Annotated in this window: 22 protein-coding genes and 2 pseudogenes; 17 read left to right on the forward strand and 7 right to left on the reverse strand. The window is 60.6% G+C overall.

Going from position 1 to position 26,812, the window contains the following annotated elements; all coding sequences use genetic code 11:
- Position 1: 1 nt before the first annotated feature.
- Positions 2 to 316, forward strand: a pseudogene (locus CXY78_RS21640) (transposase); the annotation flags it as partial.
- A 481-nt stretch (positions 317 to 797) separates the two neighbouring features.
- On the opposite strand, the gene CXY78_RS09210 reads toward CXY78_RS21640, so the two are convergent.
- Together CXY78_RS09210 and glf are read right to left on the reverse strand one after the other, a co-directional pair.
- A complete protein-coding gene (locus tag CXY78_RS09210; protein WP_104089100.1) occupies positions 798 to 1,193 on the reverse strand; it encodes a hypothetical protein in 396 nt (131 codons plus the stop codon).
- A 530-nt stretch (positions 1,194 to 1,723) separates the two neighbouring features.
- Positions 1,724 to 2,890, reverse strand: a complete 1,167-nt coding sequence (gene glf / locus CXY78_RS09220; protein ID WP_104089102.1) for a UDP-galactopyranose mutase — start codon at positions 2,888 to 2,890, stop codon at positions 1,724 to 1,726.
- Positions 2,891 to 3,455: 565 nt separating this feature from the next.
- Between glf and CXY78_RS20745 the strand changes: the two genes are divergently transcribed.
- The 15 genes and pseudogenes from CXY78_RS20745 to CXY78_RS09300 all read left to right on the forward strand — a co-directional run bounded on the left by CXY78_RS20745 (position 3,456) and on the right by CXY78_RS09300 (position 20,263).
- Complete coding sequence (locus CXY78_RS20745) at positions 3,456 to 4,502, forward strand: hypothetical protein (protein ID WP_140425683.1); 1,047 nt, start codon at positions 3,456 to 3,458, stop codon at positions 4,500 to 4,502.
- Positions 4,499 to 5,740, forward strand: a complete 1,242-nt coding sequence (locus tag CXY78_RS09230; RefSeq protein WP_140425684.1) for a hypothetical protein — start codon at positions 4,499 to 4,501, stop codon at positions 5,738 to 5,740. Before CXY78_RS20745 ends, CXY78_RS09230 begins: the two co-directional genes overlap by 4 nt.
- A gap of 82 nt (positions 5,741 to 5,822) precedes the next feature.
- Entirely contained in the window at positions 5,823 to 6,935 is a 1,113-nt protein-coding gene (locus CXY78_RS09235) for an EpsG family protein (protein WP_158253300.1), read from the forward strand.
- 396 nt (positions 6,936 to 7,331) lie between these two features.
- On the forward strand, positions 7,332 to 8,144 hold the full coding sequence (locus tag CXY78_RS22110; protein ID WP_104089108.1) for a glycosyltransferase: 813 nt from the start codon (positions 7,332 to 7,334) through the stop codon (positions 8,142 to 8,144).
- 418 nt (positions 8,145 to 8,562) lie between these two features.
- Positions 8,563 to 9,982 (forward strand): annotated as a pseudogene (locus CXY78_RS09250) (IS3 family transposase).
- Between the two features lie 227 nt (positions 9,983 to 10,209).
- Complete coding sequence (locus CXY78_RS09255) at positions 10,210 to 11,928, forward strand: DUF4012 domain-containing protein (protein ID WP_158253302.1); 1,719 nt, start codon at positions 10,210 to 10,212, stop codon at positions 11,926 to 11,928.
- 60 nt (positions 11,929 to 11,988) lie between these two features.
- A complete protein-coding gene (locus CXY78_RS20750) occupies positions 11,989 to 12,177 on the forward strand; it encodes a hypothetical protein (protein ID WP_140425686.1) in 189 nt (62 codons plus the stop codon).
- A gap of 387 nt (positions 12,178 to 12,564) precedes the next feature.
- The gene (locus tag CXY78_RS09265; protein WP_104089114.1) at positions 12,565 to 14,001 is read left to right on the forward strand and encodes an integrase core domain-containing protein; all 1,437 of its coding nucleotides are present in this window, start codon (positions 12,565 to 12,567) and stop codon (positions 13,999 to 14,001) included.
- Positions 14,002 to 14,578: 577 nt separating this feature from the next.
- Positions 14,579 to 15,700, forward strand: coding sequence for a helix-turn-helix domain-containing protein (locus CXY78_RS09270; protein ID WP_104089115.1), 1,122 nt, complete (start codon positions 14,579 to 14,581; stop codon positions 15,698 to 15,700).
- Positions 15,701 to 15,805: 105 nt separating this feature from the next.
- A complete protein-coding gene (locus tag CXY78_RS09275; protein ID WP_233206138.1) occupies positions 15,806 to 16,243 on the forward strand; it encodes a nucleotide-binding protein in 438 nt (145 codons plus the stop codon).
- Positions 16,244 to 16,443: 200 nt separating this feature from the next.
- Complete coding sequence (locus CXY78_RS09280; protein ID WP_104089117.1) at positions 16,444 to 17,334, forward strand: DUF262 domain-containing protein; 891 nt, start codon at positions 16,444 to 16,446, stop codon at positions 17,332 to 17,334.
- Between the two features lie 6 nt (positions 17,335 to 17,340).
- The gene (locus CXY78_RS09285) at positions 17,341 to 18,339 is read left to right on the forward strand and encodes a DUF1524 domain-containing protein (protein WP_104089118.1); all 999 of its coding nucleotides are present in this window, start codon (positions 17,341 to 17,343) and stop codon (positions 18,337 to 18,339) included.
- A complete protein-coding gene (locus CXY78_RS09290) occupies positions 18,320 to 18,712 on the forward strand; it encodes a hypothetical protein (RefSeq protein ID WP_104089119.1) in 393 nt (130 codons plus the stop codon). The genes CXY78_RS09285 and CXY78_RS09290 overlap by 20 nt, the downstream gene beginning before the upstream one ends.
- Before the next feature lie 292 nt (positions 18,713 to 19,004).
- Positions 19,005 to 19,640, forward strand: a complete 636-nt coding sequence (locus tag CXY78_RS09295; protein ID WP_104089120.1) for a hypothetical protein — start codon at positions 19,005 to 19,007, stop codon at positions 19,638 to 19,640.
- Entirely contained in the window at positions 19,637 to 20,263 is a 627-nt protein-coding gene (locus CXY78_RS09300) for an RES family NAD+ phosphorylase (RefSeq protein WP_158253303.1), read from the forward strand. Before CXY78_RS09295 ends, CXY78_RS09300 begins: the two co-directional genes overlap by 4 nt.
- Before the next feature lie 57 nt (positions 20,264 to 20,320).
- Here CXY78_RS09300 and CXY78_RS09305 read toward each other — a convergent pair whose 3' ends face one another.
- Complete coding sequence (locus CXY78_RS09305; RefSeq protein WP_104089124.1) at positions 20,321 to 20,635, reverse strand: hypothetical protein; 315 nt, start codon at positions 20,633 to 20,635, stop codon at positions 20,321 to 20,323.
- Positions 20,636 to 20,909: 274 nt separating this feature from the next.
- Here CXY78_RS09305 and CXY78_RS09310 point away from each other — a divergent pair, with 274 nt between their 5' ends.
- Positions 20,910 to 22,514: an amidohydrolase gene (locus CXY78_RS09310; RefSeq protein WP_092341816.1), complete on the forward strand. Its 1,605-nt coding sequence runs from the start codon at positions 20,910 to 20,912 to the stop codon at positions 22,512 to 22,514.
- Positions 22,515 to 22,630: 116 nt separating this feature from the next.
- On the opposite strand, the gene pstB is transcribed toward CXY78_RS09310, so the two are convergent.
- The 4 genes from pstB to pstS form a co-directional block, all read right to left on the reverse strand.
- On the reverse strand, positions 22,631 to 23,410 hold the full coding sequence (gene pstB, locus CXY78_RS09315) for a phosphate ABC transporter ATP-binding protein PstB (protein WP_092341817.1): 780 nt from the start codon (positions 23,408 to 23,410) through the stop codon (positions 22,631 to 22,633).
- Between the two features lie 21 nt (positions 23,411 to 23,431).
- A complete protein-coding gene (gene pstA, locus CXY78_RS09320; RefSeq protein WP_092341818.1) occupies positions 23,432 to 24,520 on the reverse strand; it encodes a phosphate ABC transporter permease PstA in 1,089 nt (362 codons plus the stop codon).
- Entirely contained in the window at positions 24,520 to 25,461 is a 942-nt protein-coding gene (gene pstC, locus CXY78_RS09325; protein WP_092341819.1) for a phosphate ABC transporter permease subunit PstC, read from the reverse strand. Before pstC ends, pstA begins: the two co-directional genes overlap by 1 nt.
- 145 nt (positions 25,462 to 25,606) lie before the next feature.
- Positions 25,607 to 26,698, reverse strand: a complete 1,092-nt coding sequence (gene pstS, locus CXY78_RS09330; RefSeq protein ID WP_092341820.1) for a phosphate ABC transporter substrate-binding protein PstS — start codon at positions 26,696 to 26,698, stop codon at positions 25,607 to 25,609.
- Positions 26,699 to 26,812 lie beyond the last annotated feature (114 nt).

A 26,812-nucleotide genomic window follows, 5' to 3' on the forward strand; every position in this document is an offset into this window, starting at 1 on the left:
ACAGATTCTCCTTACCTCTGTCTCAATTCACCCTACGGGCGCAAACCCCCACCGGATGCACTCCGAAGCCGCGTTCGCGATGCTCTGCGGGGCCGCGCCACTTCCCGCATCATCGGGCAAGACGAACAAGTACCGGCTGAACCGCGGCGGTGATCGAGCCGCCAACGCTGCCTTGCACCGAATCGCAGTGGTTCGCCTCGGCATGGACCCCGAAACCCGCGCCTACGCCGCCCGCAGCGCCGCCCAAGGCAAAACGAAGAAGGACATCCTTCGATGCCTGAAACGTGCCATAGCCCGCGAGGCATACCGTCTCATTCTCGAGCCGCAACCAGCCGCCGACACCAGCCTCCGACCCACCAGAAGGGCTCTCGGCCATACCCTTGCGACCGTCGCCGCAGCCCTCGACTGCTCAGTGATGACCTTCTCCATCATCGAACGAAGACGCGTCAACAACCGCGAATTCCTCACCCGCTACCGAGACTGGCTCAACACCGAAACAACCCAAACCGCCGCTTGACAAGATATAGGAGCATCAGGCTCCACAGATCGTCGTGCCCGATTATGTTCCGCGGAACATAATCGGGCACGTCCCGGGGAACCGTTCCGCCGAACCCCGAACATCGCGACGTTGGCCAGCAGCCAGTCTTGCCGCATATCCAGCGAGGGTTCCACGAACGCATACCGGGAAAACGGCAGACATGCCACGAACAAATACACCCGAGACGTCTCGCCCGTCACCGGGGTCGGTGAGCTGCATCGTCGGCCCGGCCCAATCGACCTCGACCGTCCGCCCCGCCTTATGACCCACCCGGAAGGCCGCCTCCGTGATCAGCGTATGCGTCGCGTATGCCTTGCAGAATTGGTCGTAACCCATCGCCGGCTGCCCCGTCGACATACTCGCCATGGAGCAGTTTCAGCGCCATCCCGACCGTGGCGAGCTCTTTGTGCACCCCTTCCCAACCGGGCTGCACGAACACACTCTCGTATTCGCAGCGGCTCCGTAATAGCAACGCATATGCCTCGGCATCGCTGCGGCCGACGTGACCGTCACCGCCGATACCGGCTTTCTTGGCGGCGTCGAACACGGCCAACACACTCTTACGCGACATGCCCTGCGCGAGAGAGATCGCGCGCCCCGATATGCCCGCGCCGCGGAGCTTGAGCACCAGTTCCGCTTTGATCCTTCGTACCATTACTAATTATTCCTTCCGCCGCGTGTCCATACGCGCAGCGGAAGGAGCTAAGCACATGCTCCCCAACGGAAATACTCGGTGGCCCCACACCGCGCTACTGATCGGATCGACCTGTGGCCCCGAACGTCAATATCGGTGGCCCCCAAAAGCTCGAATACTCGCGAAGCCCACAATCTGGTACGGCAAATCCTCAAGCAGCCCGGTGCCATCGACCCCACCCAGCCCGGTCTCCTGCTAATCACGTTGGACCCGATGCCGACAAAGCGCGAAGCCGCTGCCGTCACAGAGCTCTGCGCAAGCCTGACAGAGACCCAAACGCGGTATCCGGGCACGTACTTGATTCTGCGATATGCTATCAAAGAACGACTTTAAGTTCCGTCGAAATATATCGAATCAAGCCGCCCATGTCAGGACCCCTGGAACCCGGTGCACAATAAGTTGGAAGCCACCTCTCAACGAGTTCGCCATCACCTTCCGAGACCGCTGGCCGAACGCAGACGCCTACTAAGTGAGAAACGCCGGAAACACCGCTAACGAGACACTCCCTTGAAGAGCGGCTTGAGCTTGTTTTCGTACAAGGCCAGCGCAGAGCCAATGGCCATGTGCATGTCGAGATACTTATAGGTACCGAGACGGCCGCCGAAGAAGACCTCGGACTCACCGCGCTGCAGGGCGCGGTACTTCAGGAGGCTATCTCGGTCGTCTGCGGTATTGATCGGGTAGTAGGGCTCGTCGGCGCGGGTTGCAGCGCGCGAGAACTCGCGCATGATGACGGTCTTGTCGGTGGGGTAATGCGCCCGTTCCGGGTGGAAGTGCCGAAATTCGTGGATGCGCGTGTAGGGCACCGCCGCATCGGCATAATTCATGACGGGCGTGCCTTGGAAGTCGCCGATCGGCAGCACCTCTTGCTCAAAATCGAGAGTGCGCCAGGTGAGCTCGCCGCCTTGGTAGTCGAAATAGCGGTCGACCGGGCCGGTGTAGACGACTGGGATGCGGCCGACGACGGACTTGCGGTTGAGCTCCTGCGTCTCGTCGAAGAAGTCAGCGTCGAGGCGCACCTCAATGTTGGGGTGATTTGCCATCCGCTCGATCCACGCGGTGTAGCCGTCAACGGGTAAACCCTCGTGGCTGTCGTTAAAGTAGCGATTGTCGTAGTTGTAGCGCACGGGCAGCCGGCTGATGATCTCGGCGGGCAGCTCCGTCGGCGAAGTCTTCCACTGCTTGGCCGTGTAGTCACGAATGAAAGCTTCATAGAGGGGGCGCCCGATGAGGGAAATGCCCTTCTCTTCGAGGTTCTGACTTTCGCCGGTGGCGAACTCGGCGGCCTGACCGGCGATCAGCGCGCGTGCTTCGGAGGGGGAATAGGCGGCACGGAAGAACTGGTTGATCGTGCCGAGGTTGATCGGCAACGGGAAGACCTCACCGCCGAAGTTTGTGAAAACCCGGTGCTCATAATTTGTGAACTTCGTAAACTTGTTCACGTACTCCCAGACCGGTTCGTTTGACGTGTGAAAAAGGTGCGCGCCGTACTGGTGCACTTCAATGCCGGTCTCAGGGTCAGGCGCGCTGTAGGCGTTACCACCGATGTGACTACGTCGGTCAATCACGGCTACCGTGAGCCCCAGCTCGGTCGCAACCCGCTCAGCAATAGTTAGGCCGAAAAAGCCAGATCCAACGACCACAAGGTCAATCGCCATTCTAAGACTCCTCATAAATTTGAAATTCGCTTGTGGCTAAAAAACGAGAAAATTGCAGGTCAAGCTGTGGCGACGCGAGCCGCTGGATGCGGCACACTAAAACAACATCTGAGTCAGGGGCAGTGTCTCAGTAGGCGGTAATGGACAGTTTAGACCGACGCCTGACGAGCCTTCTGGGGTGCGATCAGATCCCACTGTCTCACATCGCACTATTGATGGATGAAGGCGTCTCTTCCGAGCAGGCCGCCAGTGAACGCTGCAATAGAATTAGCCGATGCACTGGCCGGAGGCTTCGTTAAAATCGATGTCGCTGAGTAAGGCGCTTGCACTTTAGCCCAACGATACACTTGCACAATTGTCTTACACTGAAAGACAATTTTCTGCAAAACAGGCCTGCGGAAGTTTCGCGATCGTATCGGTCCTTCTTGGAGTAGTTTGCTACTTTTGTCATGTGCAGGCAGGTGCCGCTTTGTAACGCCGTAGTGTAGACCTTGATGTCTCGCATATCAGCCAGCTCCGGGGCCAGCGTACATAACTCGCTCCACTACTATTTGGAAGGGACTCCTTGACTGGCATCTTTCGTAAAATCTTCGTCATTTACCCTCGCGGAGTTCAAACCGGCGGTCCGGAGGCGCTCCACCAACTGGTACACACCCTGCGAATTCTTGGCCAGGATGCATATCTTGTGCCGCGACCGGGCTCGGAGAAGGCAGAACGAGTCGCGGCATACGCGCACTATGACGCTCCCGAAAGTGCCCACATAGAAGATATTTCAGGAAATGCTGTTATCACTTCTGAATACGTACTGCCCTACCTCGCAGGCGTCAAGCAAGCACAAAGATTTTGCTGGTGGCTAAGCATCGACAATTCCCCCGTCTTCAGAGATGAACGCCGCGCGCATGGACTGTGGGAATCAGCCCAACAACGCCATTTGCAAGTGTCTAAGTATCGAACACTAGCTTTCGCTAGGGCCGCCGTCCGCCGACTGAACGGCCAAGATCGGCTCCTCCACGAGGTTAGTCACTTGACACAATCACAGTATGCATGGAGCTACCTGTATTCCAAATTAGACATTATATCAACAATGGTTAGCGATTATGTACCCTTGGCCGTGCTGCGGTCCGTTGAACCACTTCCTATTGCTGAACGCGCTTTCACGATTGCTTATAACCCTAAAAAGGCAGCTCGAATAACAGAGCTGCTTAAAGACCGACTACCTCAAGCAACATACTTGCCCCTAACTGGAATGACTTCATGCGAAATTGCGAAGTCGCTCAGTTCCTCCATGGTCTATTTAGATCTTGGATACCATCCGGGTAAGGATCGAATGCCGCGAGAAGCCGCGATCTGCGGAGCGGTATCTTTGGTCGCACGTCGTGGGTCGGGTGCATTCTTCGAGGACGTACCCATCCCGTGGGAGCATAAGATTTCTCCAAATGACAATATCTTGAACAATTCATTGACAGCCATCAACAGGGTCTTCGAAAACCCAAAGGGTAATCAGACACTTCAGGATCCGTACCGCGAACGTATATTTCGTGAGGAACAAACATTTAAGGATGAAGTTCGCAATGCGCTAGTAATGGGCAAGTTTGAATCCAACCGTGCATGATCAAATCCTCATCACGAGACATGAGTGAACGAAGAGCCTTCGCGAGACGGCTCGGTGGCTTTGCCGGACTACCTCTTCTTTCTCTTTTAGCACCGTTCCTTCTCTTACCCATTATTGCTCGATTAGGAGGCGTAGAGGGTTGGGCGGCCATAGCGATTGGCCAATCATTTGGCGCGTTCGCGGCAATTGCTGTGACTTTCGGTTGGACGCTGGTGGGGCCCGCGAAGGTCGCTGGCGCGAGTGAGTCACTTCGGCGACTCCATTACGGCGACAGTATGATCTCACGCCTACTAATATTGACGATCGTGGTCCCACTGGCTAGCGCCGCAACTTTGGCACTTGCACCAGAAAGTCACCGTTTTGACGCGTTGGCTATGGCCGTCGCGATGGCTATCGGCAGTCTCTCTCCCGCTTGGTACGCCATTGGCGTCGGACGACCCGGCTGGATCGCTCAGTTCGACGTGGTGCCCCGGCTAGTGGCAGTGGGAGTCTCCGCCGCTCTCCTTCTTTATACAGGATGGATCATCCTTTATCCGATCTGCCTGATCTTCGCCACGATAATTGGCACGGGTATTTTCAGTTTTCGAATCGGTCAGCTACACCTTCGAAAAGGAACGGAAATTGCCCGTGTTCTTGGACAGATGTGGGCCGATCGGACAGGCGCCTTGACTGTCATTACGGCTGGCGCATACAGCGCCACACCCGTGGCGCTACTTAGTTTGGTTGCACCGGCCGGCAGTGTGGCTATTTTTGCTTCGGCGGAGAAGTTGTACAAACTCTCGCTATTTTCTGTTCAGTCCCTAGGTGGTGCGTTTCAAGGCTGGGTTGCAGAAGACGCCCCGACGCACGTCACAAGAAGGATGCATTTTTCCCTTCTTTCACACACCTTGCTCGGGCTATCCGGTGGAAGTGGGATAGCCCTCTTGGGCGAGCCAATTACACGGCTCTTGTTTGGCGAGGCCGTTGCTGCCGATCCTATGACGTCCTTGTACTATGGGCTGGCGTTCATGGCGGTTTCGATTAACACCTCGACAGGTCGGCATATATTAGTCCCCCTTGGACAACTTCGGAGCGTGCTCGTGAGCACACTTGTAGGAGCGGTTGTGGGAGTCTCGTCCATGATCGTGCTTGGAACTATTTACGGTGGACCAGGCGGGGCTGCTGGCCTTGCTGCCGGTGAGATCGCAGTGTGCGTTGTGCAAATTACTGCCCTTGCGACAGGTACACGAAGAATTTGACACTGCTCCAAATCAGTGTTTTCAGTGCGTCACACAGCCCTTGTAAGATGAATGAATACGGTCTGATGAGCAAAGGAGGCTCTTGCTCGCCTACTACTTGCTCACGGTCGTCCTGGGAATACTCTCGACAGCATCAAGATTCATCGATAATTCCTTGGTCAAATCCCGGCGGCAGCCAGCAATCGCATTATTGACGAGACAGGTTTCACTCAAGTGGAATCCCTTCGATTTCCTAGTAGTTTCTGTCTTGGTAGCGTTCTCAGCTCTTCGCTTTGAAGTGGGCACGGACTATGCGGCCTATGCCTCTACTTTCTCGAGGATCCAACCCCAGTACTGGCAAGAAACATTGGCGCACTCCCCGCAAGAATTCGGGTACACGGTTATGACGCTGGCGTTAAAACTAGTCTCGGAATCGCCTCGGTTGCTATTTTGGGTGACGTCAATATTAACGGTCGTGCCGATTTACGTAACCATTAAGAAAAAAAGTCTAGACCCGACACTCTCAATCCTTCTCTATGTGCTATTGGCTTTTTACGTCGCGCCTTTTAACGTAATCCGGCAGGGAATGGCAATAGGACTCAACTTTTGGGCAAGCACATTCCTGGAGAAAAACAAAATTGCCTTTTGTGCAATAAATTTCGTTGCTAGTCTTTTTCATGTTTCAGCGCTTTTAATCGCAGTAATTCAGCTTCTTATACATAGATGGCGACCCGGAATAAGAGGTCTCTCGGTTCTCCTCGTCTTGGGTATTGCTTCCGCTGGCTTAGTAACAAATGTTTCAGCTCTATCCGACCTAGTTACCCTTTTAAATCCACGGTATGAGTCGTATCTTCTTGAAAACGCAACAGGTATTGGCACCTTTCTGGTGATCGCCGCAAAGCTTGCCCTCTTGTCGATTGCTGTATATTTAACCTTGGGGTCGAATCGATCTCCATATATTACCTATGTTGCTTTCGGAGTTGTCTTCTTGTTCCTGGGCACGCAGGCCCTTGTTCTTGCTCGGATAGAGGGCTACTTCAGTATCTTCCTGATACTTTTACTTCCCAATGCATTAATGGAAGGTCATCTTGCACCGAAGGTTCGGGGCGTTGTTGAAGTACTCCTGCTCGTGATGGCATCCGTTTATTTTGCGGTTTACCTGCAGAATTATGGTGACCTCATCCCCTACAAAACAATTCCGTCTGGAATTTATTGACTCAAACTTGCGCGCGCCTTGCTACAGCGCTTTATAGTCGTTCTCGCGTGAGAACCCGTCGTCGCCCGGACCTCCGATCCGTCGGTGATAGCTGGACGGCGCAGGTCGACATGTGGTGCTGCACGGGCCTCCCGTGCCGGTCAGCCGTGAATTGATGGGGCCGCTGTATCGAAGTATGTATACTTCCTGTGGGTAACTGTGAAAGAGTGCCCGAGTTTTGATGCTGTGACCTTCTTATTCAGAGGAATAGTTTGAATTTGACAACGCTTCAACTCGGGTCGCAGCACGGAGCTCATTCAGGTGCGGCTGATGCGATGTCAAAGGAACCGTCGGTTCTGTTTGAATTCTTCGATCTAGGGGTGAGTGAGTTGACTATTGGCAGCAAGAAAATATGCAATGGAATCTAGTTTGACAACACCGCTCGTTTCAGTGGTGATACCCACAATCAAGATTGACAGTTTTTTGCGGGAGGCTGTCGAATCGATCCTTTCACAGAATTATATCAACTTTGAGTTAATCGTAGTTCTTGATGGATTGCTGGTACCTCAAAATAGTCCGGAATGGATGGGTGATCCTAGGGTTCGTGTGGTACCGCTCGCAAACAACGTTGGAACTCCACGGGCGCTGAACATCGGTATCAGTCAATGCCGTGGCATATACATCGCGAGGCTAGACGCTGATGACATCGCGTATCCCGGCCGACTTCAGGCGCAAGTGACAGCTTTCAGTAATGCATCCGGACTCGTATGCCTGGGAACTGGTACGGATGTTATCGACGATGCAGGCCGTTTGATCCGGAAAATGATTGGGTCAGGTGAAAGTGGTCGAGCTGGACTCTTGACGAGAAACACGCTCGTTCACTCCTCTGTGATGTACCGGCGGGATGTGTTCTTAAGCCTTGGTGGCTACAATCAGCTATGCAAGCGGGCGCAGGACTATGAACTGTTCTTGCGTTTCGCCGCTGTCGGGGAAATCGCTAGCTTGCCCGGAGTCTTTACGGCTTACAGGACGCACCCGGCACAGCACAGTAAGAATACGAGTCCCTGGAAGATCTATACTCGCGAAATCCTACGGCGGCGACTCGACTTAGCTCGGGCGATGGGCAGGGCCCCTATTGGGCAAGTCCTTCGAAATGTTCAGTGGTTCACTTATCAGGTATTGCGGCATCACGGCATATTTCGGCCGAGGTATCTCCTGCGCGACAAATAGACGGTGGCGGCAGTGGTGACTCCGCGCGGCTTGGTTGCCGCCAATCTTCACGTAACTAGGCGTGTGGAAGTGAGACGGTTTGTCGTCCATGAATGGGCCTGTCTCTTAAACGGCTCTTCGCATTTGAGGGTGTAGTTGAGGTGCACGAAAGGGGCGCGAACCACGGCTGCTGGGGCCGAAGACGCCTACGGGTAACTGCCCGGACGGGTTCCGCTGGGCCAGAGCCGGCCCGGGCAGCAGGTCTTTGATCAGGAGATGAAACGCTTCACCCACATCATCCGACCCCTCTCTGTCAACCTTGTTTGAGGCACCGGGATCGTCCCGAATAGTGTCGTAGAAGGCGGGGCAGGAGTTCCCTTGACGAACGCAGTGATGACAGGACCCAGCTCGAGCGGGCAGGCTGTAGGGATGGAAAGGGATGGAAGATGTTCCCGATCCCCAAGTTCCCGAGCGTGCACGGCGGCGGACGTACACAGCCAAGTACAAACGCGACATTCTGACCGAGTATGACAGCCTCGATCGGCAGGGCCGCGGTGCGCTGCTCCGACGAGAAAAGCTGTATACCTCCTTGGTCAGCTCGTGGCGTGACCAGCGAGATAAGGGAGTGCTGGTTGCGTTGGCACGGCCGACGGGCGCGCCACCTGCCAGCATCGCGGAGAAGGATGCGGTCCGGCTGCTGAAAGAGAATCTCCGACTGTCGGGTGAGTTGGATACGGCGAGGCAGGTGATCGTGATCCAGGGAAAACTCTCGGCTCTGTTGGATCAACTCTCGACCAACAGCAGCGGGACGAACACCGAGAAGTAATCGACGCCACCATCACCACACTTGTCCCGCTCGTCGGCACCAGGCACGCATGCCGAGCCGTGCGACGATCCCGGTTTACGCACTACCGGCAGCACCCCCGCGCACCGCGGCCGCCCTCATCCCCGCGGCCCCGGCCGGAGCCGATGAAGCAGCCTCGGGCACTGACCGAGCCGGAGCGTACCGCGGTTCTGGAGGTCCTGCGGTCGAGCCGGTTCGTGGACAAAGCGCCGGCGGAGATTCAGGCGATCCTCCTCGACGAGGGCACCTACCTGTGCTCGGTGGCGACGATGTATCGCCTCCTCCGCGCTCACGGCGAGACCGGGGAACGTCGCGCTCAGCCGAGCACCCGGCACGCGTCAAGCCCGAACTCATCGCCACCGGACCCAACATGACCTGGTCGTGGGATATATCCAAGCTCAAGGGGCCGGCCAAATGGTCGTACTTCCATCTGTATGCGATCATCGACATTTACTCGCGGTACGTCGTCGGCTGGATGGTCGCGACCCGGGAATCTCACCAACTCGCCGCGCGGCTCCTGTTCGACACCATCGAGAAGCAAAACATTCGTCGAGACCAGCTGACGATCCACTTCGACAACGGGTCCTCGATGGCGTCAAAACCCGTCGCGTTCCTCCTCGCCGACCTCGCCGACCTCGGTGTGACCAAGTCGCACTCCCGCCCACATACGAGTAACGACAATCCATTTTCGGAGTTGCATTTCAAGATTTTGAAGTATCGGCCCGAGTTCCCCGACCGGTTCTATAGCCTCGCCGAAGCACGCTCGTTCTGCACCGAATTCTACGACTGGTACAACGGTGAACATCGTCATTCGGGTATCGGAATGCATACCCCGTTCAACGTTCACCACGGCCGCGCACCCGCCGTTCAGCACGCCCGCGCCCGCGTCCTCACAACGGCCTATGCCGAGCATCCTGAACGCTTTGTGCGGCAGCACCCGCAGCCACCAACGTTCCCGACGACGACTTGGATCAACGAACCAAAGAAGGAAGAAACGAACTCAATGACCGGCTAAAGGAACTGACTCATAAAGGTTGACATCTTCCGCTCAGGGGGACGCAACCGTCCGGACGGTATCCGTGACGTGATCTGGCTGAGTCAGTAGAGCTGGAGCGGTACGTTCGGGTGTCTGTTTACTGATTGAATCTAGGAATGGGGATGCATCGCAGTGGGACGCACGGCGTAACTGGCGGCGAGCGAACGCGCAATGTTTGGGCCCGAGTTGCCTTTGGGACGATTAGCGTGATTGCAATTGCCGCAGTTTGGGTGGGCATTCAGGTGCTCATGGCCAAGTCGGAATTGGAGCAGGCTGTGCCGCTCGCATCCGCTGTTCAGGGTGCAGTAGCTGCTGGGGACTTGGGATCTGCGCGGAGCTCCGTGACAGCATTGAGCCAACATGCTCGGGCAGCTGCGAGCCACGTTGGTGATCCGGTCTGGCTCGCCTTTGAGGCCGTTCCTTTCGTGGGGCCGAACCTTTCTGCAGTTCGGCAACTCACTGAGATTGTTGATCGCATAGGTGAGCATGCCGGTGAGCCTTTAGCATCATTGGCAGCGAGCGTTGATTTGGCGGGGTTTGTACCTGTTGGCGGGGGGGTGGATCTTTCCCCGATATTGGAATCTGAGCCCGTCATTCGGGGTGTTAATAGCACTCTCACTCAGGCGTCTGTCGATGTGGCTGCCATTGATACCTCCAAAACCGTGGACCAGGTGCGATCTGCTGTTAGACAACTTGCCACGGTCGTCCTCACCATGAAGACGAGCGTAGATGCTGTCAATCGCGCGGTTCTTTTATTACCAGCCATGCTGGGCGCAGATGAAAGTCGCAGCTATCTCTTGCTTTTTCAGAACAACGCGGAAGTGCGGGCAACAGGGGGGCTACCCGGTGCGTTCGCTGAAATTAGTACCAGTGACGGTCAGATTGAGATCACACGCCAGGAATCGGCTGCAGGCATTGTGTTCGAAGACCCTGTTCTCGACCTGCCGCAGGAAACCCGTGGTATTTACTCCGAGCTGGTGAGCACGTTTATGGGCGACGTCACGCTCACTCCACAATTTCCCATCACGGGTGCGCTAACGCGTGAGATGTGGAAACGCACCTACGGCACCGAGGTCGACGGGGTTATTTCGCTGGACCCGGTTGCGCTGAGCTACCTGCTGCGGGCCACCGGGCCGATTACCCTGGCCACCGGCGAGGTGCTCACGAGCGACAACGCCGTGCAACTGCTGCTCAGCGATGTCTACGCGAACTACGACGATTCGGCCGATCAAGACGCAGTCTTTGCGTCGGCCGCGGCTGCTGTGTTTGCTGCGTTGGCCGGCGGCCAGGCCGACCCCACGGCACTCATCTCTGCCCTGGCGCAGGCGGGAGATGAGCGACGCATTCTTATCTGGAGCGCGCATGAGGAGGACCAGAAGCTGCTTGAAGGCACGACGCTCACCGGCGATCTGCCGGTGAGTGACGCATCCGCTGAGCGAATTGGCGTGTACTTCAACGACGCTACCGGTGCCAAGATGAACACCCTGCTTGATACCCGTATTGATGTCGGTGAGGTCACCTGCCGCAATGATTCTCGACCGTATTACGCCGTCGACGTGACCCTGGCCAACACGGCGCCGCTCGACGCTGCAACGTCGTTGCCGAAGTCCGTCACTGGGCCCGGCACCTACGGGGTGGTGCAAGGGAACATTAGAACGATCATGCTGGTCTATGGGCCGCCGGATTCGCAAAACCTGGGAGTGTCACGAGGGGGAGAGCGGGTTCCCTATCACCCGGCGACTGACCTTGGGCATCCAGTGAGTCAGGTGGCGGTGGAATTGGCCCCGGGGGAGTCGGTGACGACGCGGTTTTACCTGCTGGGTGGGGACGACGAGCACGGGGAGCTAGAAATAGTGCACACTCCGGTACTGAACCTGCTCGAGTCGCAGGAACTGGTCGTGGGGTGCGATGAGGTGGAGCGGTGAGCATCGGGCCGCGATGAAAATGACGGATACCGAGGTGTATGACACGGCGAGGTTGCTGGAGTGCACCTTGTGCACGGGCAGTCCAGCGATCCGCAAACAGACGATTCGGGCGTTGAAGTCGAGCGGTATCAGCCAGATAATGAGGGGCCGCTGGCCAATGTTGTGACTCTGGGCAACGTGCGGGTCGAGCTGGCGCAGACGTTGTCTCGTCTCGACGCCGTGCTCGCCGAGGCAAGCCCGAGGCCATAGACCTCGGGAGTGGTGCGGGGTGTCGGCGCGAGCCGCAAGCTCCTGTTTCGAGAGGAACTAGTTCCTGTCGAACAGCAGGACTCCGGCTGCTGATCGAGCACGAACTCAGCATTAGCGTCTTTTCGAAAAATAGAAAGATGCTAATAGTCTTGAAAGCGAGGCTCATGCTCTTACGGGTTGGCGAGTAGCGCTTGATGGTAGCGCCAGTCCAGATAGTAGGTGTGTAATCGCGTGACATCGTGGACAGTGGATCTCAGTACTTCGTGGACGCGGGGTCTCATGGCTTCGTGTGTCCTGTCTCAGCGCATCGTGGACACACGATCTCATGACATCGTGGACACGATGTCTCACAGCATCGGAGACACTTGCGCCGATGATAGTTAGGGAATGTCGAATTCTCTTTCACCCCAGACTCGTGCCGCGATCATGAATTACGATCCGACCCAGCCTCACGCGCTGTCGATTATCGGGTTCTGCCGCTCTCTGAAGATCTCTCGGAGCGTGTTCTACAAGATCCGCGGGCGAGCTGTCCACGAGGCTGCTGCTGCGCTGCACCCACGCTCCCGCGCCCCGAATGTCCCAGCCCGGCGTTATGGGCAGGTCGTCGTGAATGAGGTGGTGAAGATCCGCAAACAGCTCAAGACTGATGGCTGGGATTATGGTCCCCGCTCGATCTACTACGAAGCGGCCATGGATAGCGGGTTCCCTGGAGGGAAGGTCCCGTCGGTGGCGACGATCGCACGTCTTCTGGCCAGCGTTGGGCAGGTGGACGCGTCACCAAAGAAGCGACCGAAGTCGTCCTACATCCCGTTCGTGCGCGCGACGGCGATGTCGCTGTGGCAACTGGACGCGTTCGAGTACCGGCCGGCGAACGGGCAAACCGTCACGGTGTATCAACTGCTCGACGACGCAAGCCGATACGACGTGGGCTCCGACGCGTATTCGCGCCATGAGAACAGTGCTGATGCCAAGGACGTACTCGAACGGGCAATCGCTGCATGCGGGGCACCCCAGGAAGTGTTATCGGATAACTCGATGGCGTTCAACCAGCTGCGCGCAGGCACGATCGGCTCCGTGGAGATCTTTCTGGCATCGAAAGGCACCATGCCGATCAGCGGGCTGCCGGGCAAGCCCACCACACAGGGCAAGAATGAGCGCTCCCACCAGACGTTGATCCGTTTCCTCGACGCCGATCGGCCGGCCACTCTCGAGCATCTCCGTGTCCGGATCCAGCGTTTCCGGGAGCACTACAACAACCGCCGACCGCATCAAGCCCTCGAACAAGCTACGCCGCGGGCGGCGTGGGACTTGCTTGAGCACACGCCAGCGACCGGGCCGATCCCGCTGTCGGTATTGGAAGCGAAAGCCTCGGAGTACCGGTGGGCTCGCGCTCGACGACAGTCAGACCTTCACCGGGCGTCGTTGACGATCTCCAAGTCCGGGCAGGTTATGCCCGACGACAACGCACGGCCGCAAACAGCGGATCAGTCACTTGTGGAGGTCACCAAAGCCAACCGGCAGGTCTACTTTCAGGGCTACCAGGTCTCCCTGCCGACGACGTACGCCGACCGCACGTTCTACCGGACGATCACCGACGACGCGTTCTTGCTCACCGATCCCGTCACCGCTGAGATCGTGTTCTCATTCCCGCTGCCGATGGTTGCGCTGAACGTCCGGGGCCGATACGTTGCCTCATACTCCATCCAGGGCGTTGGAGTGGCCCACCCGACGAAGCCCTGGGAACGCAAGAACGCGGAATATCAGACACAGTTCGCCCAGCGTCAGATTGATCTCCCCGCAGTGCTCGGTGAGCCAGGACGGTAGATGTGCACGAAGCCATGAGACCCCGCGTCCACGAAGTACTGAGATCCACTGTCCACGATGTCACGCGATTACACACCAAGTCGCCGGACTGGCGCTACCCACAAGCCCTACTCGCCAACGGGTGAAGAATCTGACGCAGTCCGCCATCAGGGCGCTCAGCTCGCCTCGCGAGGTGAAGAGTTATGCCTGTCTCGCCGGCTGACCTCGCGCATCCGCCTGCCTGCATCCGTACGGTCACCACAGCACGTGCGGGGCAGCGCGTGAGCCAGCTGGAGGGCGGCCGCCGCACTACGCGGAAGGCGAACTGAGCGCTCTCGGGCGGAACGTGGCAGACGAAAATTGCGTCATGTCGGGTATTTGGGGGTCGGCGTCAAAAAACGGGTCGATGGATTGTTTAGCCATGGCTCAGCATTAACCGGTCGCGCTGTGTGCGCGCCGGCCAAGGGAATCACAAATGGCTCAACTCGTTCGAACGTCCGCGGTCATTGCGCCGAGCAGCGCTGGTGTCAACGGGCGTTGTCTGGCCGAGTGGCGCTGGATATAGCACTCTTCTCGTGTATGTGCGAAAATGGCACACATGAATGAGATTAATGCGAACACACTCGGCGCGCGCATTCGAGAAGCGCGCGAACGCGCTGGCCTCAACCAGGGAGAGCTGAGCAGTCTTGTCGCGCTAGATCGCACGGCCGTGAGCAAAATCGAAGCGGGCACGAGGAAGATTACAGCGCTGGAGCTCTCAAGCGTCGCCCAGGCGATTGGAGTTCGAATGACGTCGTTCTTCTCCGACCCGCTCCCGGCACTGGTGTCGCATCGCTTCAGTCAGGGGCTGGACACCGTCGATTCGAAGGTCGACCAACTGCTCGCCGGCCTCGCAGCCGATGTAGAACTTGTGCAGTCTCTTGCGGCATCGGAACTCGGCCCGGAGCGACTCGCGGCAACGCCGTACCCCCGCCCACTGAGCAACTCCGCCGCCGACGACCTCGCCGCCACAGCGCGACACCTACTCGAACTGAACAACACCGAGCCCGTGCACGACCTAGCGAACCGAGTCGCCAGGATCGGCCTATTCGCCTTCTCTATGGACTTGGGAGTCGACACTGCTGACGCTGGCACCATTTTGCTGACGAGTGGTGGTGTTTCGTTAGTAAACAGCCACAACAAGGTCGGTAAGAGGCGGTTGGCTCTCGCCCACGAGCTCGGACATTTTCTCGTTGCAGACGACTACACGATTGACTGGCGAATCTCCGAGCAAAACGGCGATATCGAAGCTACGCTCGACCGTTTCGCTCGAGCGCTGCTTCTTCCCAAAGATGGCCTCGCTGGGTTGTGGGAAGAAAAGCGCGCAGCTCACGGCGTGCGTGAGACCGCCGTGCTCTGCGCGAGCGACTTTCGCGTCGACATGGCGACCCTTGCACGCCGACTGCGTGAGCTGGAGGTAGTCGAGAGCGACGTCGCCAATTTCATCCGTACTATCTCCACGACCCGTGCGGACATAGTTGAATTCGGGCTCAACGTACCGACGGAGCTGGAAGCAACGAGCCTTCCGATTGCGTTCCAGAAAGGCGTCCTGCGATCGTTCCGCGAAGAAAAGATTAGCCGGGAGCGTGCGCTTGGTCTGCTGCGCGACACCTTTGAAGACGAGGATCTGCCACCTCTTCGGCCTCGGCGCGAAGATGAACTCTGGAATTTCGTTTCGTGACGGATTTACCGGAGGCCCTTGTCTTCGACACGGGGCCGCTTCGACACTTTGCTGTGGAAGGCTTGGCTTGGGGTACTTCACTTTCTGGCCGGTAACCGACCCGTCGTGATCCCGGACAGCGTGGAAGCGGAACTTCGGCGGCAGTCGCACGAGGTTCCCGTCCTCAAGCAGGTTCTGGACGCAGACTGGATTACCGTTGATCGAAGTACTGATCTCGCCTACATGGTTTCCTTCGCGGCGTTTGCAGATCGACTTGTCGAAGGCGGCCGGAACACTGGCGAATGCGGTGTTCTCGCTCTTGGCAAGGTGCGCGGGTTCGAAATCGTTCTCGATGACGCAGTGCCACGGCAGATTGCACATGACGAGGGCATTCGTGTCACCGCAACTCTCCCGTTGCTGTGTAAAGCGATTCGCGACGGACAGCTAACCTTGCCCATGGTCGAAAGCCTCGCGGACGACCTCATCTCGGGCGAATACTTTCTGCCGTTCGAACAAGGCGGCTTTCGGCAGTGGGCCGTGGGCGAGGGCTTGATCGACTACTAATCACGCGTTCTCGGAACGCGGCTATGAAAGCTGGCCCGGTATTGGTCGCAGTCGCCGTATTGATGCCGTCGTGAGCCAAGTGTGTCGGGGAGGCGACCCGTCGCATCCGCTTGCCGCCGCCGTCCTGCCAACACGCTGGTCAGATCGTCTTTGTAAGTTGGCCTTGCTGCCGTACTCGCGGCGCGAGGGGCGGGGTCCAAATGTTGGATACTGATGGCGTCGTCTCGGTTCGTGACCTGGTTCTGCAGAAGCTGAACCCCGACGATCGCTGGAATCTGGCGCTCGTGCAGCGGGCCGAAGTGTGGGACCAGGTGCGCATGCGCCACCTGCTGGACTCGATGCTCGCCGGCTATCCGATCGGGGCAATTCTGCTGTGCCGGGTGGAGGGTGAATCTAAGGTCATTCGGGTCGAGGGAGGGCAGCGCCGCGTCGACGACGGTGACCCGAACGCCTGGCAACTGCTCGACGGCCAGCAGCGCATCAACGCGTTTTTCTCGATGCTCACCGGTGAGGGCCAGTACGGGCGGTTCTATCTGCACATGACCATGCGCCGCGAGCCTCCGGGGCCGACGCAGTCCCGCACGGCGAAGGACCGGGCGCTCGGCTACATCGCATGGCGTGCCGACGACTCCGCCGAGCCGCTGGATGACCGCCACCTGCATGTCGACCTGACTCGCTTCGCCGCCTGGGCCGAACAGCACCGGCCGCTCGACTCGCTTCTGGTCGAGGCTGGCAACGTCGCCCGGCTCCTCACCGAGCTGGACCCCGACTTCGACGCCGTGCTCGCCCCGGAGGCGGCTTCGATCGCGGTCGACCGGCTCCAGCGGCTCATGCATGCCTGGCTTGATCCGGTGATTCCCGTGCTGCGGGCCACGGTTCGGGAGGCCAGCGACGTGCTGGAGATTTTCAGCCGCATCAACCTCGGGGGAGTGCAGGTTGAGGGTGCCGACGTCTACTTTGCCGCGGTCAAGACCTTCTGGCATGAAGCCGAATCGCGACTCGATTGGGTGCAGCTCGCCGCCCTCTTTCTGCCGACTCGCATGGATGCGCTGCGCCTCGTGTCGAGGCTGGCCAGCCGGGGGCTCGGCTAGGGCGATTTGCTGCCCCTGCGGGTCGACCGCCTGGCCGGGCGCCAACGCGAGCCCCTCGTGCACGCCCTGCAGGAGCTCACCGCACAGACGTCGGGGGCTCTCGCGCGGGTCGGCACCTGTGCCGCGTGGCTGCGCGACAACTCCGAGCTCGGCTACGGGCTGCGCCTGGTCACCGCAGACCTCTGGGATGAGGTGCTGGGGTGGGCGGCGGCCAGCAGCCGAACCGATGATGCCTGGTATCGCGAGAACCTGTCGCGCATCGACTCCTACCTCGTCGGCGCGACCATCTTTCGCTACCCGGTCGTCATGGGCGACCGATTTCGCCGCGCCGCCCTGCTCGAAGCGCTGGCCGCAGGCAAGGCCGGGGCCCCTTTTCCTATTGAACAGATTCTCGCCGTGGCGCGATCGGGTGGGCTCACCGGGTCAAGGCAGGCGGTTCTTGGCTTGTGTGACGTGGCCGAGCGGGCTCGCATCGCCGACCAAAACGGATGGCTGCTCACCAGTCTCGCGCAACGCCTCCCCTATGCGCTGGCCCGGCCGATTGACTGGGACCACATCTTTCCGCAGGCGCAGGCTTCCAGGATGTGGACGCGCGGAGACGGCCGACGCAAGCACCACCAGGATCGGAAGCTGGTGAACTCCGCCGGCAACTTCTGGGCCCTGGATGCTGCGGTGAACCGCTCCCTGCAAGACGCGGTCGGCGATGCCAAGTTCTTTCGACTCCGAACGTGGCTGGCCGATGCAGACGTGAATTTTCTCGTGCAGGCTGCTGAGGTGTGGTCGCTGACCGAGGAGGACATTGCGCGCCACTGTGAGGTGGATCGACTGCTGACAGGTGATGAAACGAGCATCGATGCGGCGATGGCGATCTTTCGCGAGGTGATCACGAGTCGATCGGCCCGGCTGCTCGATGAGGCGTTACACCGCTTTCCTCTGGCGCGACTATTTGCCAGCGATGCCACCGACGACGGCCAAGTTGAGATTGGTGCCGACCGTCGCGGGTGAACTCGACCTTGGTGACGAGTGGGTCGGTCGCCAGGAATGGCTCAAGGAAGTTGTGCGGGAGGCGGCGAAGCAACTCCAACTCGAACCGTCGGGCCGCGCGTTGCCCATGGGCCCGAGAAGTGGCTTCGACTATGCCCGGTGGATTCTGATCGGGGAACCAGAGCCCGACACGTATTTCGCCTTCGGAATTGCCAGCCGGCGGGCCGACCGTCGCACTCCGATCTGGATGCAGGTCAACTCGGGCACCGGTGGCTGGCCAACCGTTGACGTGCGCGTCACCGCGTCGGCGCTGGCGCAGCGCGAGACCGAACTTCCGGGCCGGGCACACACGCGCCTCTGGATTCCAGTGGATGCTCCGGCCTACCTCGAGTGAGATGCGTTGATCGCGCACGTCGTCGCCCAGGGCCGGGCTTTCAGGGACGTCGTCGCCGGCGCAGAGCCCGGCCGCTGAGCCCGGGCGCCGCGCGTGCCGTGGTCGTGAGGGTGCTCGGCCTGCTGCATCGTGGCAGGCGTCGCCTGCCACGATGCAGTGGGCTACCTGCGATGCCTGGCCGTTCCGCATCCGCTTGTGTGCGCCGGTGGCACTCGGGTCACCGGTGTTGTGCGCACGCTGTTTCCCGCATAGCATGTTGAGTGCGCACTGCTCTTTGAGCGAAGGAGTTCACATGTCCGACACGACGGTTCGTGCCGAAGTTCAAGAGAGCGTGCAGCACCTGATGGAGGTCGCACAGGCGCAAGGCCTGGATGACGAACTCGTGGTCGCCCTCCTTCGCGAGTCAGCCGAGCTGATCAGCCGCCGACAGCCCCGCGGCGGTGCTCTCTCGACGGAGCAGGTAAACTACCTCGTTGAGTCCGGGGCATTTAGCGAGGGCGAGTTCGCCCAAATTGAGGCCGGCGTCGCCAGAGGGGATCTAGTTCAGACAGAGCGTACGACGCGACTCGCGGCAATCACCGAGACCCTGAGCGCCGCCGAGGTGGCGCTACGGCTCGGTCTTAGCGCCTCGAGAATCAGGCACCGTCAGGCTAAGGGAGGGCTGTACGGGTTCCTGTCGGGTGGGAAGCGTCGCTACCCGACCTGGCAGCTCACCAACGACTCGGCGCAGCCTGTGCTCCCCGGCCTCGCGGCCGTGGTCAAGGCGCTCCCCGGAGACATGCACCCCGCAAGTTTTCAGGGCTTTATGACCACGCCGCAGGCAAATCTGTGTGTCAGTGGTGAACCGATGACTCCGGTGGAGTGGCTGCGGAACGGCGGCAATCCGCAGGTGCTCGTGGGCATTCTGAGCAGTGTCCTGCAGTCGTGAAGGTTCCGGCCTTACCCCCCGCTTCGTTCATCCTTGACCCGAGCTCGCACGTGCGCACCTTCTCGGGGTCGCTGTGGCGTGTCTTTCGCACGGAAGGCGCGCACTCGCTGGCGTGGAACGAGCTGCGCCACTATGGCCCGATCCTGAACATGCGATTCGACCCGCAACCACCGCCTACCGGCACGTACTTAGACATCGGGGTTATGTATGCGGCCACTCGGCCCGTCACCGCGCTCGGAGAGGTGTACCAGGCCACCCGCGTGATCGACCGCTCGATGGGCGGGGCGACGATTGCGTCCTGGATTCCGTCTCGCCCGTTAGTGCTGCTCGATCTCACCTCGAACTGGCCGGTGGTCAACGGTGCGGCGGCGGCGATGATGATGAACGAAAAGGCGTCTACGCAAGCGTGGGCTAGGGCGATTTGTGAGCGACACGGTGACGTGCTGGATGGCCTCTATCACCAGTCCACGATCAATAACGAGCCCCTCGTTACCCTATTTAGCCGCACAGAGAGGGTCTCCGCCTTCCCCGATCGCGTTCGTTTCAGCGCACGGCTCAGTGATGCCACGGCCGACGAGATCGTGGCCCAGGCCACGAAGAACCTGGGCTACGTCTCGCTGTAGGTGGGTGCGCCGCCCATCGGTGGGCATCCGTTGAGTCCCAGCCATCCCGCATCCGCTTTACGGGCGCACAGGGCTTTCTGCACGCTTGCGTCGCACGACGGACGTGGTGACGAGGGTCAGCCCGAGCAGGAGCGCGGCGCTTCCGCCCGAAATCGCCAGCACGGAGGCGTCATAGCCCGTGGAGGCGAGCCCGATGTAGCCCACGTAGGCTGGTTTGGAGCCGACATACCCCTCATCCGGGGGCACAACGACACGGGTCACCTTGGGGCTCGGACCGTCACTGGGAACATACGTGACAGCGGATGCCGCGGCCGGCACGGCGAAGACGGCCAGCGTGGCGAGGGCTGTGATTGCAAAGAGTTTCTTGATCATGGGAATTTCCTGTCAGAACGGTCGGCTCGGCACGAATCGAAGCGGGGTATGCCTCGAACGACTCACACCGTAGTGGTCTGCACCGTAGATATCTACGGGTTCATGACAATTTCTCACTGAAGGTTTTCTGCTGTACCATTTCGGGCCGCTCCGCCGAACTGCGCACGAGTTGATGGGTGGTGAAGGTGCCGCTCGCGGCATCCGAAACTGGCTGACAGATCTGCCCCGCACCCGCCTGTAGGGTGGCAAGACCCCCTCGACCGAAAGCCGCGCCATGCCCGACCTCGTTCTGCGCTCCGTCCGGCAGCCCGGCGACACCACGCTCTCCGACGTGCACATCACCGACGGCGTCATCACGCAAATCACGCCCACCACCACAACGCATGCCCCAACCCTCGACGGCCGCACCGTCATCCCCGGTCTCTGGGACGAACACGTACACCTGACCCAGTGGGCGCTCGCCGGAGCCCGGTTCGACCTCTCCACCGCGGTCTCGGCGCGCGAGGCCCTCGAGCTCGTGCGGGCGCAGGTCGCCGCCCCGAACACTCCACTCATCGGAGTGCGGTTCCGCGATGCGGTCTGGGCCGACCTGCCAACCCTGCGCGGTCTCGATGACGTGACGCAGGGGCATCCGACCGCTTTGATCAGCCACGACCTGCACTGTGTCTGGATTAACAGTGCTGCCGCCGAGCAATTCGGTGTGCACGTCGACGAGTCCGGGCTGCTGCGCGAACAGGCCGCGTTCGACCTCACCATCGCGCTCGGCCAGCTGCCCGACGCCGAGGTCGACGCGCTCGCCGCCCAGGCCGGATCCCGGGCCGCCGCCCGCGGAGTCGTCGGCATCGTGGACTTCGAGATGACCTGGAACCGTTCCGTCTGGCAGCGCCGCTTCTTGAACGGTTTCGATGCGTTAAGAGTCGAGGCCGGCATCTATCTCGCCGACTTCGACCGTGCCGTCGCCGAGCGGATGCACACCGACGACCGCATCGCAGACTCCCGCGGCCTGCTCAGCGTGGGGCCACTGAAGCTGCTCATCGACGGATCCCTGAACACCCGCACGGCCTTCTGCGTCGACGAATACCCGGTCGGCGGGCACGGCATGCTCGCCGTGAGCGAAGACGAGCTCACCGAGATTCTCGTGGCCGCGCGGGGCGCCGGGCTGCTGCCCGCGGTACACGCCATCGGAGACGCGGCAAACACCGTTGCCCTGAACGCCTTCGAGCGCGCTGCCTTGCGTGGCCGGGCCGCCCACGAGGAGCAAGCCTTAGGTGCTGTTGCCGCTGCCGCCATGTCCGGTCGAGCCGCCGGCCAGGCCTCCCACGAGGTCCCAGCCTCCCAAGCTGCAGCCCGGGCGGACCGGCGTGGCCGTGAGCGTCAGGCATCCGTTCGCGGTCGCATCGAGCACGCCCAGTTCCTGCAGCCCGCGGACTTCGCCCGTTTCGCCAGCCTTGGCGTCATCGCGAGCGTGCAGCCGGAGCACGCGCTCGACGACCGTGACGCGGTCGAACTCAACTGGTCCGCCGGCGCCGATCGCGTCTTCGCTCTGCGCTCCCTGCTCAATGCCGGAGCCACTCTCGCGTTCGGATCCGACGCCCCTGTCGCGCCGCTCGACCCGTTCACTGCCATGAGCGCTGCCACATCGCGGGCCCGCAGCGACGGCCGCGAACCCTGGCGCCCCGACCAGGTGATCTCCCGCGCCGAGGCCCTCGCGGCATCCGCCCGCGGACGCACCCGCCTGCACGTCGGCGACGTTGCCGACATTGCCATACTCGACGGCGACCCGCTCACCGTCTCCGACGCCACCTTCGAACGGATGCCCGTGGCCGCCACGCTGCTGGCCGGTCGCGCCACCCACGGCGCCGCCCTCCTGGCCCCGTAGCTATCTATGGACGGGGCTCAGTGGACAACTTTGGTGGGTGCAGGTGGGTCTTCACCCACCAAAGTTGTCCACTGAGTCGATGCCGTCGCGCGTGAACGCGACAAATCCAGTGCGACCTAGCCGAACCGACCCGACACGTAGTCCTCCGTGGCCTGAACGCTGGGGTTTGAGAACATCGTGGTCGTGTCGTCGTACTCAATGAGCTTGCCCGGCTTGCCGGTGCCCGCAATGTTGAAGAACGCCGTGCGGTCCGACACCCGCGAGGCCTGCTGCATGTTGTGCGTCACGATCACGATCGTGTATTCCTGCTTCATCTCTTCGATGAGGTCCTCAATGGCCAGCGTCGAGATCGGGTCGAGCGCCGAGCACGGCTCGTCCATCAGAATCACGTCGGGCTCGACCGCAATCGCCCGAGCGATGCAGAGGCGCTGCTGCTGCCCGCCCGACAACCCCGATCCGGGCCGCGCCAGGCGATCCTTCACCTCGTTCCACAGGTTGGCGCCGCGGAGGGCCTTTTCGGTGAGGTCGTCGGCATCCGTTTTGCTCATGCGACGGTTGTTGAGCTTCACGCCGGCCAGCACGTTGTCCTGAATCGACATGGTCGGAAACGGGTTGGGCCGCTGAAAGACCATGCCCACCTGGCGGCGCACGAGCACCGGGTCAACGCCCGGGCCGTAGAGGTTGTTGCCGTCGATGAGCACTTCGCCCTCAACGCGCGCACCGGGGATGACCTCGTGCATGCGGTTAAGCGTGCGAATGAACGTGGATTTTCCGCAACCGCTGGGCCCGATGAACGCGGTCACCGTGCGGGGCTCAATAACAATCGAGACACCCTCGACGGCGAGAAAATTGCTGTAGTACACGTTGAGGTCGTTGACTTCGATGCGCTTAGACATTTAAGTCCTTTCTAAGAAGAGTTAGCGGCCCAGCTTGGGCGAGAACCAGTGGGCGATGAGGCGGGCGAGACCGTTGAGCAGCATCACGATCAGAATCAGGGTGAGCGCCCCGGCCCAGGCCCGGTCGATGTAGGCCTGCGAATCGGCGCCCTGGTTGGCGTACTGGGTGTACACGAACACCGGGAGTGTCATCATCCGCTCGCTGAACAGGTCGTAGTTCATGCTCGACGTGAACCCGGCAATGATGAGTAGCGGCGCCGTCTCACCGATCACGCGAGCGATCGACAGCATGACTCCGGTCACGATTCCGGCAATGGATGTCGGCAGCACCACCTTAAGAATGGTCAGCCATTTCGGCACGCCCAGTGCAAAAGCGGCCTCGCGCAGTTCGTTCGGAACGAGCTTGAGCATCTCTTCGCTCGAGCGCACTACCACCGGAATCATCAGCACCGACAGCGCGATCGACCCGCCGAAGCCGAAGCGCACACCTGGGTCGTTGAACAGCAGCGCGAACAGTGCGAACGCAAATAGGCCGGCCACGATCGAGGGGATGCCGGTCATCACATCGACGAAGAAGGTAATCGATCTCGCGAGCCGGCCGCGGCCGTATTCCACCAAGTAGATCGAGGTCAACAGACCGATCGGCACCGAAATCAGTGTCGCCACGCCGGTGACCAGCAGCGTGCCGGTGATCGCGTGCAGCACGCCGCCGCCGGCACCGACCACGTTGCGCTGCGAGGAGGTGAAGAACGTCGGCGTCAAAAACGCGGGCAGCCCGTTCACAACCGTCGTGTAGATGATCGAGATCAGCGGCAGCAGGGCGATCACGAACGCGGCCGTCACGAGCGCCGTCATCAGCCGGTCTTTAGCCTTGCGCGAGCCCTCGACCAGCCGGGACAGTACGTAGATGGCCACGCAGTAGAGCACGGTGCCGAACACGGCCGTGCCCACAATGTTGAAGCCGTCGACGGCGCCCGAGAGGTAGAGCATGGTGAAAAAGGCGGCCGACACGGCCCAGCTGGCCAGCAGCACCCAGAGCGACGAACGGCGGGGCAGCTTGCCGGCGGTGAGGGAGTTGGTCAGCGGCGCGGCTTCCAAAACGGATGACATCAGTTGGCTCCCGAAAATGCCTTACGGCTGTTGATAATGACCCGGGCCAGCATGTTCACGAGCAGCGTCACGACGAACAGGATGAGGCCGGTCGCGAGCAGAATGTTCACGCCAACGCCGTGCGCCTCGGGAAAGTTCAGCGCGATATTGGCGGCGATCGTGTTGGAGTTCTGCGCGGTCAGCAGTTGAAAGATCACCTCGGGGCTGGGGGAGAGCACCATGGCCACGGCCATGGTCTCGCCGAGGGCTCGGCCGAGGCCGAGCATCGAGGCGGAGATGATGCCCGGCAGGCCGAACGGCAGCACGGCCATGCGAATCATTTCCCAGCGGGTGGCACCGAGGGCCAGAGCGGCTTCCTCGTGCAGCAGCGGCGTCTGCAGAAAAATCTCACGACAGATGGCGGTGATGATGGGCAGAATCATCACGGCGAGCACAATCGAGACGGTGAAGATAGTGCGCCCGGTGCCCGAGACCGGGCCAGCGAAGGGGGTGAACCAGCCGAACCACTCCACGATGGTGGTGTAGAACGGCTGCACGAGCGGGGCCAGCACGCCGATGCCCCAGAGCCCGAACACCACTGAGGGAACGGCGGCGAGCAGGTCTACGAGGTAGCCGAGGCCCTGCGCGAGCTTGCGCGGGGCGAAGTGCGAAATGAACAGGGCGATGCCGATGGCTACCGGCACGGCCATGAGCAGCGCCAGTATGGCCGAGTAGATCGTGCCGAACACGAGCGGGCCTACGTAGGACCAGAAGTTGGTCACGTCTCCGCTGAAATCCTCGGGCGCCGCGACAAACGCGGGCAGGCTTTCGACGAGAAGGAAGATGGCCACGGCGGCGAGCATGGCGAGGATCAGGCTGCCGGAGATCACGGTGGCCGAGGAGAAGATGCGGTCGCCCGGGCGTTGCCTGGCCTTGATGGTCGTGGCGGCAGCGGTGGTCATGCCGGTCTCCTAAGTAGCGTCGTGCTGGTGAAATTATGTGAAACGGGGGTGCCATGCGGCTGGACGCAACTGGCCGTACACCCCAGTCTGCCCGATCCGTCCTCGCAGATGTGCGAGAAAGGACCGGGCAGGTAGGTAAACGTTGTTACTTGACGGTCGCGAGAACCGCGGCGACCTTGGTTTCAAGTTCGCTCGTCAGTGGTGCAACACCGGCGGCTCCCTCAGCAACGGTCTGGCCGGCAGCGCTGGCGATGTACTCGATGTATGCCTTGACGAGCTCACCCTTGGCCGGGTCAGCGTACTCGTTGCAGACGATCGCGTAGCTCACCAGAACCAGCGGGTACTCGGCCGGGTTGGTGGTCTTGCGGTTCAGGTCGAGCGCGAGGTCATCGGCTGCGCGGTCGGGCACGAGGGGCGATCCGGCGACAACCTCGGCCGCAGCCTCGGGGGTGTAAGCCACGAAGTCGGTGCCGACCATGAGCTTGGCGGTGCTGAGCTTGCCGGCCTGCGAAGCGTCGGCGTAGCCGATGGTTCCCACGCCGTTGGTGACGGCGTCAACCACACCGGAGGTGCCCTTAGCACCCTCGCCGGGGAAGGGGAACGTGTCAGAGGCCTTTTCGGTCCACACGTCAGAGGCGGCCTTGCCGAGGTAGTCGGTGAAGTTCTTCGTGGTGCCCGAGTCGTCCGAGCGGTGCACGGCGGCGATGGCCGTGGCCGGCAGGGTCGCGTCGGGGTTCAGCTTGGCGATGGCAGCGTCGTCCCAGCTGGTGATCGCGCCGGAGAAAATCTTGGCGAGCGTGTCAGCATCGATGTTGAGGTCGGTGAGGCCGTCGACGTTGAAGATCACGGCGATGGGGGAGATGTAGACCGGCAGGTCAACGGCCTTGCTGTCGGGAGCGCAGGACTTGAAAGTGCCGGCGAGTTCGTCGGCACTCATGTAGGAGTCGCTGCCGGCGAAGTCGGTGCCGCCGGCGATGAATGCTTCGCGTCCGCCGCCCGAGCCGGAGGGCTCGTAGTTGATCGTGACGGCGGGGTTAGCGGTCTGAAAGCCGGCGATCCAGGCCTGCTGGGCGGCATCCATTGAGCTGGCGCCCGCGCCGTTGAGGGTGCCGGTGAGCGTCGAGGCCGACGCTTCGTCGGACGCCGGTGCGGCGCCTTCGTTTGCTGCACAGGACGAGAGTGCGAGGCCTGCGGCAATGGCGATGACCGCGGGACGGCCGAAACGCTTGAAGTTCACGTGTGTTCCCTTTCAGGGTTTTGACAAGACTGTGTTTGCTGATGCAAGCCGGTGCTGGCCCGTGAACGAGGCTAGAGATCTGAAGTAACCGCCGACCATCCTGAAGGTAAACAG

Source organism: Cryobacterium sp. N19 (genome assembly GCF_002929595.1).
GTDB classification, from domain to species: Bacteria; Actinomycetota; Actinomycetes; order Actinomycetales; family Microbacteriaceae; genus Cryobacterium; species Cryobacterium flavum.